Origin of the sequence: Lapillicoccus sp., assembly GCF_046595215.1 — a bacterium.
GTDB lineage: Bacteria > Actinomycetota > Actinomycetes > Actinomycetales > Dermatophilaceae > Lapillicoccus.
In genome coordinates, this window is sequence record NZ_JBKJPP010000068.1 from 1 (window position 1) to 10,587 (window position 10,587).

The 10,587-nt window shown below is 71.5% G+C and carries 8 protein-coding genes and 1 pseudogene; 1 reads left to right on the forward strand and 8 read right to left on the reverse strand.

Features of this window, described 5'->3' with window-relative positions; all coding sequences use genetic code 11:
* Positions 1-647 precede the first annotated feature (647 nt).
* Positions 648-944 carry a DUF222 domain-containing protein gene (locus ACLL9L_RS05525; protein ID WP_411283648.1) on the reverse strand — a complete coding sequence of 99 codons (297 nt, stop codon included), beginning with the start codon at positions 942-944 and terminating at the stop codon, positions 648-650.
* Between the two features lie 552 nt (positions 945-1,496).
* Here ACLL9L_RS05525 and ACLL9L_RS05530 point away from each other — a divergent pair.
* On the forward strand, positions 1,497-1,934 hold the full coding sequence (locus tag ACLL9L_RS05530; RefSeq protein ID WP_411283641.1) for a DUF2510 domain-containing protein: 438 nt from the start codon (positions 1,497-1,499) through the stop codon (positions 1,932-1,934).
* A gap of 45 nt (positions 1,935-1,979) precedes the next feature.
* Here ACLL9L_RS05530 and ACLL9L_RS05535 read toward each other — a convergent pair whose 3' ends face one another.
* The 7 genes and pseudogenes from ACLL9L_RS05535 to mfd form a co-directional block, all read right to left on the reverse strand.
* Complete coding sequence (locus tag ACLL9L_RS05535) at positions 1,980-3,005, reverse strand: exopolyphosphatase (protein WP_411283642.1); 1,026 nt, start codon at positions 3,003-3,005, stop codon at positions 1,980-1,982.
* Positions 3,006-3,011: 6 nt separating this feature from the next.
* Positions 3,012-3,653, reverse strand: coding sequence for a DUF501 domain-containing protein (locus ACLL9L_RS05540; protein WP_411283643.1), 642 nt, complete (start codon positions 3,651-3,653; stop codon positions 3,012-3,014).
* A 14-nt stretch (positions 3,654-3,667) separates the two neighbouring features.
* Positions 3,668-4,390 carry an FtsB family cell division protein gene (locus ACLL9L_RS05545; protein ID WP_411283644.1) on the reverse strand — a complete coding sequence of 241 codons (723 nt, stop codon included), beginning with the start codon at positions 4,388-4,390 and terminating at the stop codon, positions 3,668-3,670.
* 260 nt (positions 4,391-4,650) lie between these two features.
* Positions 4,651-5,922, reverse strand: a pseudogene (gene eno, locus ACLL9L_RS05550) (phosphopyruvate hydratase); the annotation flags it as partial.
* A gap of 67 nt (positions 5,923-5,989) precedes the next feature.
* Entirely contained in the window at positions 5,990-7,012 is a 1,023-nt protein-coding gene (locus tag ACLL9L_RS05555; RefSeq protein WP_411283645.1) for a MazG family protein, read from the reverse strand.
* Positions 7,013-7,016: 4 nt separating this feature from the next.
* Entirely contained in the window at positions 7,017-7,571 is a 555-nt protein-coding gene (locus tag ACLL9L_RS05560) for a hypothetical protein (RefSeq protein WP_411283646.1), read from the reverse strand.
* 112 nt (positions 7,572-7,683) lie between these two features.
* Positions 7,684-10,587: transcription-repair coupling factor (mfd, locus tag ACLL9L_RS05565; protein ID WP_411283647.1), on the reverse strand; the 2,904-nt coding region annotated here is incomplete at its 5' end.

Below are 10,587 nucleotides of genomic sequence, written 5' to 3' on the forward strand. Positions count from 1 at the left end.
GTCGGCTCGGTCGATGCCGTCATCACGGCGCAGGAGCTGCGCCCGCAGATCATCGCGGCGATCGAACGAGGGCTCACCGCCGGCGACTGAACCCACCGCGGCTGCCCCGATGGCCCCTGAAGCCACTGCCGTCGGACATGGTTGGGGCCCCGCCGTCGGTGGGGTCCGGGGCGCGGTCATGGTCACGGCGGCGGGTCGGGGGTGTCGGTTGCTTCGGTGTCATCGGGGGCGACGGTGTCATCGGTTCGGACCTCGCGCAGGTAGCTGTCGTAGGACCCTTCAGCCAGGTCCCACCTGACCTGCCCGTTCACGACCCGCCCGGACAAGCGGTGGATGTGGACCCAACGGTGGTGATAGCCACACACCAACGCCGCCTACGCCAGGTCGGTCGGCCCGCCGTCGGCGACGTGCCACAGGTGATGCGCGTGCCCACCACTGCGCGGGCATCGCGCACCCGGGGATCGTGCACGCCCCGTCGCGCAGCCACAACACCCTGGTCTGCGCGGGGTGGACCACCGCCACTCCTGACCCAGGTCCAGGACCTGCCCGTGGGTGCCCAGCACCACCGGGATGATCCCGCGTCGCAGGCCAGCCGGCGCACCGTCCCGGGCGCCAGCAACGTCCCGGGCGCCAGCAGCGTCCCGCCGTCACTTGGACCCGACGACCGCACCCGCCCGCAACTGCGCCACCAGATCCTCCCAGCTGACCGTCACGAACAGGGTGGACTTGTTGGCCGTCGGCGCCCCCTGCGGTGCGCCGACCGCGCGGCGGACCAACTCCACCAACGCCTCCCCCCGCCGCTGCGAAGCCGGGCGCAGGTCCGGCACCCCCTCGCCCGGACGCGGCGCCGACAGCGGCCCCAACGCCGCCTTGCCCTCGGTGTCCAGACGCAGGGCGTCGTCGAAGAGCCCGTCCCCGCCGCCCATCGCCCGGGACAGCGACACCAACGCCGTGACCCGCTCCTGGTCCCTGCCGCGAGGCCAACGTCACCGCCAGCAACGCCCCCGCCCGACCCACCCGCCACGACGGCGCCCACTCGATGATCCACCCCGCATGCGCCCGGGCCAACGTCGACGTGGTCTCCCCCCGCCCGATGGCCTCGGACAGCACCGCCACCCGGGCCGCCTCGACCGCCCGGGACACGTCATCCCACTGCCGAAAGAGCGGCCCCAACATCGAACCGCCCGCCCGCCTGCCTGCCACACCACCTCACCGATCCCCCCCAACGCCGCCGTCGCCGCGTCGATCACCTCGCGGCGTTCGCTCAGCTGCTGGACCTGTCCCATCACCCCAACCCAGACACCACCACCGACACCCCCACCCGACACCACCAAACCCCCAACCACGGTGTCCACAAGGGGTATTCACCACACCCCACCATCCACAGGACCAACTCGAACCCCTTGAAAGTGAGAGGTTCACGCAAGCCGAAACGTGTCCGATCCGGATCCCGTACGCTGTATCCACAGCGCCACGCCGAGGGACAGGGGCTACCCATGAGTGACCAGCCGACACCTCTGCCCGGGTGGTACCCCCACGGCGGAGGGCAGCGCTACTGGGACGGTCGCTCCTGGACGGGACACGTGGCGCCGATCCAGCAGCCACAGGACTGGACCGGCCCCGGCCAGCGGCCGCTGCCCTCACGACCGGTGGGCCTCGTCCAAGGGCAGTACGGCATGGTGCCGGCCATCCAGGTCGCGCCCAAGAACCCCGCCCTCGCCCTGCTCGCCTCGTTCTTCATCCCCGGCCTCGGCTCCATGCTCAACGGAGAGGTGGGCAAAGGGGTCGGGATCCTCATCGGCTATGCCGTGTGCTGGGTGCTCAGCTTCGTCCTCATCGGCATTCCCGGTCTCATCGCCTTCTGGGTCTGGGGTCTGGTCGACGCCTATCAGGGCGCCCAGAAGTGGAACGCCCGGCACGGGATCCTCAGCTGAGACCAGCCCCGTAAGGCCCCGGGCCAGCCCGAGGACTGACGTGGCTCACCCCCGGTCACCCTGAGACAGCCGGTGGGACAGCGCCTGGGACAGGTCGTCGGCGACACCAAGCGCGATGCCGTCGAGGATGTCGTGCTCACTCGTCACGACCACCAGCTCGTCGCCCAGACCGGTCTCGCGCTGCACCCGGTCGATGACCCGGTCCCACACCAGCCCGCCGGCGCCGATGACGTCCACGCGCCCCGGGTGCATGAAGCCCAACCCCGCCCGTTCGGCCCGCGTCATCGCCAGCAGCTCCCGCGCGGCGGCCCGCATCCGCCTCGCCGGGGTCCCCGCGAGATGGATCCGCGAAGGATCGTATGCCGTGAGCCCGATCGCGTGGGCCGTCACCGTCGTGACGCTGCCGGCCAGCCCGACGAGCGCCCTGACGTCGCAGAACCCCACCGTCTCGACCGCGAGGTCGATCGCCGCGTCGATGTCGCGGGTCGCCGCCGCCACCTCGTCGACGGTCGGTGGGTCGGACACCAGGTGGCGTTCCGTCATCCGCACGCAGCCGATGTCGACCGACCTGGCCGCCTCGACCGACCTACTCCCCCGGACGAACTCGGTCGACCCGCCGCCGAGGTCGACGACGAGATAAGGGCCGGCCACCCCCGCCCCGGCGACGTCGCCCGTCGCTCCGCGGAACGACAGCCCCGCCTCCTCGTCCCCCGAAACGACCTCTGGCAGCACGCCGAACGCCGCGAAGGCCTCCGCGACACCAGCCACGAACTCGCCCGCGTTGGAGGCGTCCCGGGACGCCGAGGTCGCGACGAACCGCACCGCGGACACACCGAGCTCGACGCACTGCCCGGCATACTCGCGGGCCATCACGAGGGTCCGTTCCATCGCCACGGGGTCGATGCGTCCGGTGCGGTCGACCCCGTAGCCGAGACGCACGACCTCCATCCGGCGCAGCGCGTCGCTGAGCACTCCTGACGGCGAGATGTCGGCGACGAGCAGCCGGATGGAGTTGGTGCCACAGTCGATTGCCCCGACGCGCACGGATGGGGCGGACCCTGGCCCAGTCATCTCGGCTCAGTCATCCAAGCGCCCGAGACCGGCACTCAGCGCCGCACAGCTCGTCGGGACCCACCAGTCGCCGAGCATCGCGAGCGCCTCGTCGCCGAGAGGGTTGACCCCCTGCCCGACTGCAAGCGAGTGGGCGACGAGGACGTGGAGGCACTTGACGCGGTCCGGCATCCCCCCGGCGGAGATCCCCTCGATTTCGGGCACCTCGCCGAGCTCGGCGCGACGCCGCAGGTAGTCCTCGTGGGCGGCGTGATATCCGGCGGCCAGGTCTGGCTCCTCCCCGAGCCGCGCCTGCATCTGCTTCATGACGCCCTGGGTCTCGAGCGTGCTGACCACGCCCGTCAGCCGCGGGCACGTGGCGTAGTAGGTCGTCGGGAACGGTGTGCCGTCGGGCAACCGGGGCTCCGTGCGCAGCACGTCCGGCTCTCCGCAGGGACACCGGTGGGCCACCTCGACGACCCCGCGCACCTCGCGCCCCCGCTGGCGCGACGCCGCATCGAGATCGGCCTGCGACACCGCTGCCCGTATGCGGCGGGCCGGCGGGCCGGCGGCGGCGGCCGGCTGCTCGGCCGTGACGAACTCCGCCCTGCCCTTGGACTCCTCGGTGCTCGTGGACTCCTCAGTGCTCATCCACTGCTCGGTGCTCATGCACCGCCCGCTGATCACTTCGCCGGGACGGGGGCCAGGCCAGCGGCCGGCTGGTCCGCGAGCTGCACCGACTGCCAGAGCCTGCCATACCAAGGGGAGTTGCTGTCTGCGGCCGGCGCCGCGACGACGGCTGCCGGTGGGACCGCCCCGGCCTGCTTGGTCCCGTCGATAACGGTGTAGGAGCGATCGCCGACCTTGACGAACTTCAGTCGCTCACGGGCCTGCTGCTCGACGTAGGCGGGGTCCTTCCACCGCGCCTCCTCCGTCCTCAGGACACCGACGTTCTGGTCCTGCTGCACGACCTTGTCCTGCAGGGCCGCGATCTCGCCGCGCTGACGGATCAGGGACCGCGCGGTCGGGAGCAGAGTGACGGCCAGCATGACGAGGATCGACGCGAGGACGGCCCCACGCACCCAGGCGTTGGAGCTGCGCTGCTCGGGGGCAACGGTCCGCGACCGCGCCGACGAGCCGGGGCGGGAGGAGCCGACCCGAGGCGCCACAGGCCGGGAGCCGCTCGAGCGTCCCGTCCCCCGCGCGCTGGGACGGGCTGCCGGCCTCGAGGCGGCGGACTTCGCGGCACGCGGCGTGGCGGTCCTGGCAGCACGCGGCGCAGCAGCCTTCACGGCACCCGGCCCAGCGGTCCCGGCGCCCCGCGTCGCAACAGCCTTGGCGCCCGCGCGAGCCCCGGCCAGCGTGGTGGCCTCCGGCTCGTGCGGCGGCCTGCCCTGCCCACTCATGTCGTCGTCCCCGTTCAGTCCTGCGCGTCGGCGTCGTCCCGCGCAGCCTCAGTCTGCAGCGTCGACGGCGTCCTGGGCTCGACCGACCCGTCGTCCGGCGCGTCGTCGCCCCCGGACGACACAGCACTGACCGTCCCGGAACTCGTCGCGCCCCCGGGACTCGTCGTCCCCTCGGAACTCGTCGCGCCCCCGGAGCCCGGGTCGGCCCCCGCCCCGGACTCGGTCTCGGTCGCCGCACCCCGGCCCTCGTCCTTGGTGGCGAACCTCGGGAAGGCGCCGGCCCCGGCATACGCCGCCGCCGCGTCGAGCTCCTCCTCGATGCGCAGGAGCTGGTTGTACTTCGCGACGCGCTCGGAGCGGGCCGGGGCCCCGGTCTTGATCTGGCCGCAGTTCGTCGCGACGGCGAGGTCGGCGATCGTCGTGTCCTCGGTCTCGCCGGAGCGGTGGCTCATCATGCAGGTGTAGCCGTTGCGGTGCGCCAGGTCGACGGCGTCGAGCGTCTCGGTCAGCGAGCCGATCTGGTTGACCTTGACGAGGAGCGAGTTGGCCGTGCCCGTGGAGATGCCGCGCTGGAGGCGCTCGGGGTTGGTGACGAAGAGGTCGTCACCGACGATCTGGACCCGGCTGCCGAGCCGCTCGGTGAGCGTCTTCCAGCCGTCCCAGTCCTCCTCGTCGAGCGGGTCCTCGATGGACACGAGCGGGTAGTCGTCGACGAGCTGCTCGTAGTAGTCGATCATCTCGGCCGCGGTCTTCGCCCCACCCTCGAACGCGTAGGAGCCGCCCTCGAAGAACTCCGACGCGGCGACGTCGAGCGCGAGCGCGATGTCGGTGCCCGCGACGTAGCCGGCCTTGTCGATCGCCTCGAGGATCAGGTCGAGGGCGGCCCGGTTGGACTCGAGGTTGGGCGCGAACCCACCCTCGTCACCGAGCCCGGTCGCGAGCCCGCGCTCCTTGAGCACGCCCTTGAGCGCGTGGTAGACCTCGGCGCCCCAGCGCAGCGCCTCACGGAACGAGGCGGCCCCGATCGGGGCGATCATGAACTCCTGGACGTCGACGTTGGAGTCGGCGTGCGACCCGCCGTTGAGGATGTTCATCATCGGCACCGGCAGGATGTGGGCGTTCGGCCCCCCGACGTAGCGGAACAGCGGCAGGCCGGCGGAGTCGGCGGCGGCGCGGGCCACGGCGAGCGAGACCCCCAGGATCGCGTTGGCGCCGAGGTTCTCCTTGTTCGTGGACCCGTCGAGGGCGATCATCTCGGCGTCGATGAGCCGTTGCTCGCTGGCGTCGAAGCCGACCAGCCGCGGGTGGATGTCGTCGAGCACGGCGTCGACCGCGCCCTCGACCCCCTTGCCGCCGTAGCGCGCGGCGTCGCCGTCGCGTCGTTCGGAGGCCTCGAAGGCCCCGGTCGAGGCCCCCGACGGGACGGCCGCGCGGGCGATGGTGCCGTCGTCGAGGGCCACCTCCACCTCGACGGTGGGGTTGCCGCGGGAGTCGAGGATCTCGCGCGCGCCTACTGCCTCGATGCTGGCCACAGTGCTCTCCTGCTGGGTGGGAAGACGGGTGGGAGGACGGGTGGCACGCGGGTGCCGCAGTGCCCGCTCAGCCTATCGGCTCGGCCGAGGCCGTTGAGGGACCGACCCGCTCGGTCAGCGCCCGCAGCGAGGACCGCAGGGCCGCGTCCGGGTCCACGCCGGCCCGCTTCAGCTCGACGACGAGGGCGAGCAGCCGGGCACCCGGATCCCCCGCCCCGGCCGACGCGGTCGCCGCGTCGAGGAGGTCCTCCCGGCCGGACCGCTGGAGCCGGGCGACCACCTTGGTGGCCCGGGCGAGCGGCGGCATGGCCACCGGTATGCCGTGCAGCAGACCGCCGTCGTCGGCCGGCTGGCGCTTCCCGGCCCGCTCCCGCGCCTTGATCGCCTCCCAGCTGACCTCGACGGCCTCCGGCGACGCAGCGCCGTCGTCGGCGAAGACGTGGGGGTGGCGGCGGACGAGCTTGGCGACGATTCCGCCCGCGACGTCGTCGATGTCGAAGGGGTCGTCGCCGTCGTCCTCGCCGACCCGGGCGTGGAAGGCCACCTGCAGGAGGACGTCGCCCAGCTCCTCGACCATGTGCTGGCGGTCGCCGGACTCGAGCGCCTCGGCCGCCTCGTGAGCCTCCTCGATGAGGTAGGGCACCAGCGACTCGTGGGTCTGGGCGGCGTCCCAGGGGCACCCACCGGGTGAGCGGAGCCGGTCCATCACCGCGACGAGGTCGAGCAGCCGGGCTCCCTGGACGTCATGCGAGCCGAGGACGACCTCGATCTCGGGCGGGTTCGCCAGCCGGGAGACCTCCGAGGCGAGGGCGTCGGTCAGCCCCGGGTCACCGTCGGCCGACCCGATCCACACGACCTGGTTGGCGGAGTCCGCGCACGCCCGGTCGACGAGGGCGCGGGCCAGCTCGGGTGGGCCCTCCTGCGGGAGGTGCGTCACCGGCATACCGGCCTCGCGTATGCCGTGGACCTGCGGGTCGTCGTCGCGCCCGGCCACGAGGTCGGCGACCTCGAGGGCCCCCCAGCCGTCGCGGGTCAGGACCCCGGCGGCGACCCGCGGGCTGGAGAGCAGGAGGGTCAGCCGGCCGGGCATCGGATCACTGACCGGGCTGGGCCGGGGCCGTCGCGGTGGGCGTCGGGACGACCCAGTTGGGCTGCTGCTGGACGAAGCCGCCGTCCGTGGGGCTGAAGGTGCCGTAGCGCGGGTCCATCTCGATCTTCGCCGCGCTCATCGTGGCGATGATCGAGGTGACGTCCTGCGGCGTGAGAGCCTTGGCGTTGCTGATGGAGACGAACTTCAGCAGCTCCTTGGTGTGCTCGCTCGCGTCGGGGACCTTGGCGAGGTCGCTGACGTAGCGGGCGTCGGGCTTCCAGGTGCCGGCCTTCTCGACGTGCGCGACGACGAACCCGGCCAGCACGAGCGTGCCGGCGGCCCTGGCCTCCGTCAGCTGCTGGGAGGGGTCGGTGACGAGGAACTGGTTGTACTGCCGGGTTGTCTCGGCGACGTCCTCGACCGAGATCGCCTGACCGTTGACGAACGCCGCCGTGCGCGAGCGCTGCACGACCTCGCAGCCGCCGAGGCTCAGCGAGGCGACGATGAGGGCGGCGGACAGGCCGAGGCCGCGCCGGGTCATCGAGGGACGTCGCATCATCGACGGGGTCCTTTCGGGCTGCTGGGGTCTGCTGTCGGGCGCTGCCGAGGCAGGCCGGTCATGTCACTGTCGCGCCCATTGTGCCTGACGGGCCGCCACTGCCCTGCTCCGGTCAGCGGCCTGCGCTCGTCCCGACCCGGGCGGCGTCCGCGAGCTGGTCGAGCAGGACGGCCCTGACCAGGTCGGTGGCCCACCGCAGCACGGCCTGGTCGCGCAACGGCTGGCCCCCGACCCGTGCCGTCATCGGCTTCGGCACGAGGATGGTGTGGAGGGCCTCCTTGACGATGGTCCCGGGATAGAGCCGCTGGAGGCGCATCTGCTGGCTGTCACGTAGCTCGACCGGCCCGAAGCGCACCGTGTTGCCCTGCAGCGCGATGTCGCCGATGCCCGCCGCCCGCGCGACCGTGCGCAGCCGGGCCACCTCGATCAGGTTGAGCGCCGGCTCCGGCGGGGCGCCGTAGCGGTCGCGCAGCTCCTCCTCGATCTCGGTGACGGCGGCCTCGTCGACGACGGCGGCGAGCTTCTTGTAGGCCTCGAGCCGCAGCCGCTCGCCGGGCACGTAGTCGTGCGGCAGGTGGGCGTCGACGGGGAGCTCGATCTTGATCTCGGCCGGGGCGGTGTCGCTCTCGCCCCGGAAGTCGGCGACGGCCTCGCCCACGAGACGGACGTAGAGGTCGAAGCCGACCCCGGCGATGTGGCCGGACTGCTCGCCGCCGAGGAGGTTGCCCGCACCGCGGATCTCGAGGTCCTTCATGGCGACCTGCATGCCGGCGCCGAGGTCGGTGTGACTGGCGATCGTCATGAGCCGGTCGTGGGCGGTCTCGGTGAGGGGCTTCTCGGGCGGGTAGAGGAAGTAGGCGTAGGCCCGCTCCCGCCCGCGACCGACCCGGCCGCGCAGCTGGTGGAGCTGACTCAGTCCGAAGACGTCGGCGCGCTCGACGATGAGGGTGTTGGCGTTGGAGATGTCGAGGCCGGTCTCGACGATCGTCGTGCAGACGATCACGTCGAAGCGCTTCTCCCAGAAGTCGAGGACGACCTGCTCGAGCTTGTGCTCGCCCATCTGCCCGTGCGCGGTCGCGATCCGCGCCTCGGGGACGAGCTCGCGCAGTCGCGCGGCGGCGCGCTCGATCGAGCTGACCTTGTTGTGGACGAAGAAGACCTGGCCTTCGCGGAGCAGCTCGCGCCGGATCGCGGCGGTGATCTGCTTCTCCTCATAGCCGCCGACAAACGTCAGGATGGGGTGGCGTTCCTCCGGAGGCGTTGCGAGAGTGGACATCTCACGGATCCCGGTGACAGCCATCTCGAGGGTGCGCGGGATCGGGGTGGCGGACATGGCGAGGACGTCGACCGCCGTGCGCATCGTCTTCAGCTGTTCCTTGTGCTCGACGCCGAAGCGCTGCTCCTCGTCCACGACGACCAGTCCGAGGTCCTTGAACTTCACGTCCTTGCCCAGCAGGCGGTGGGTGCCGATGACGAGGTCGACGCTGCCGGAGGCGAGGCCGGCAAGCACGTCCTTGGCCTCGACGTCGCTCTGGAAGCGGCTCAGCGACTTCACCACGACGGGGAACTGGGCATAGCGCTCGGAGAAGGTGTTGAAGTGCTGGGTCACGAGCAGCGTCGTCGGCACGAGGACGGCCGCCTGCTTGCCGTCCTGGATGGCCTTGAACGCCGCCCGCACCGCGATCTCGGTCTTGCCGTAGCCGACATCGCCGCAGATAAGCCGGTCCATGGGGACCTCGCGCTCCATGTCAGCTTTGACCTCATCGATGCTGATCAGCTGGTCGGGCGTCTCGACGTAGACGAAGGCATCTTCGAGCTCACGCTGCCAGGGGGTGTCCGGCCCGAAGGCGTGACCCTTGGTCGCCATCCTGGCGCTGTACAGCCGGATCAGCTCGCCTGCGATCTGCTTCACGTGCTTCTTCGCGCGGCCCTTGGTCTTGGCCCAGTCCGCGCCACCCAGCTTGTTCAGGGTCGGAGCCTCACCGCCGACGTAACGGGTGATCTGGTCGAGCTGGTCGGTGGGGACGAATAGAAGGTCCGGCTGACTGTTACTCGATTTCTTGCTGGAGCCGTACTCCAGCAGCAGGTATTCGCGGGCCGCTCCGCCGACCGTGCGCTGCACCATCTCGGAGAACTTGCCGACGCCGTGCTGCTCGTGGACGACGTAGTCGCCCGGACGCAGCTCCAGCGGGTCGACCTGGTTGCGTCGCCGTGACGGCAGCCGGCGCATGTCCTTGGTGGAGGTGCCCGCACTGCTGGCACCGGTCAGGTCGGACTCGGTGACGACGACCAGCCGGGCGTCGGGAGCGACAAACCCGCGCACCAGCGCTCCGGTGGTCACCTGGATGAGGCCGGCAGGAAGCTCGTCAAGCTTGACTGCACCGGTCGAGAGGCGGTTGGGGATGTCGTGCTCGGACAGGACCTCGCTGACCCGCTTGGCCAGACCCAGCCCGTCGGTCACGACCACGGTGTGCCAGCCTTCGCCAGCCCAGCGCCGCAGGTCCGCGACCGCGCGCTCGGTATCCCCGCGATAGGCCTCGATGTCGGTCGGCGCGATGGTGAGACGTTGAACCGCGCCCGGGGCCAGGCCGCCAAGGTCATCCAGGTCCTCGTCGCTGCCAAAGCTGGTCAGCGACCACCACGGCCGGCCCGTCTCGATCGCGTGGTCACGGACGTCACCCAGCGACCAGTACGACGCCGTGCCCAGGATCGCGTGCAGGTCAATGGGAACGGCGTTTCCGGCGGCCGCGTTGGACCAGCTCGCGTCAAGGAACTCAGCGCTGGTGGCCACCAGGTCGTATGCCCGCTTGCGGACCCGCTCGGGGTCGGTCAGGACGACGTGGGTTCCCTGCGGCAAGACGTCGAGCAGGCTCTCCATGCCGTCGACCAGCGCCGGCGCAAGGGACTCCATGCCCTCGACGGCGATGCCCTCGGCCACTTTCAACAGCATGTCGGCGACTCCTGGCAGCTGCCCTGCGAGGGCCCCCGCGCGCTCCCGAACGGTCTTGGTCAGCAG

What these genes read in the sequence shown, in the direction of transcription:
- ACLL9L_RS05560 (WP_411283646.1), bottom strand. Translation starts at nt 7,571, where the DNA reads ATGATGCGACGTCCCTCGATGACCCGGCGCGGCCTCGGCCTGTCCGCC.
- ACLL9L_RS05555 (WP_411283645.1), bottom strand. Translation starts at nt 7,012, where the DNA reads ATGCCCGGCCGGCTGACCCTCCTGCTCTCCAGCCCGCGGGTCGCCGCC.
- ACLL9L_RS05540 (WP_411283643.1), bottom strand. Translation starts at nt 3,653, where the DNA reads ATGAGCACCGAGCAGTGGATGAGCACTGAGGAGTCCACGAGCACCGAG.
- ACLL9L_RS05535 (WP_411283642.1), bottom strand. Translation starts at nt 3,005, where the DNA reads ATGACTGGGCCAGGGTCCGCCCCATCCGTGCGCGTCGGGGCAATCGAC.
- ACLL9L_RS05530 (WP_411283641.1), top strand. Translation starts at nt 1,497, where the DNA reads ATGAGTGACCAGCCGACACCTCTGCCCGGGTGGTACCCCCACGGCGGA.
- ACLL9L_RS05545 (WP_411283644.1), bottom strand. Translation starts at nt 4,390, where the DNA reads ATGAGTGGGCAGGGCAGGCCGCCGCACGAGCCGGAGGCCACCACGCTG.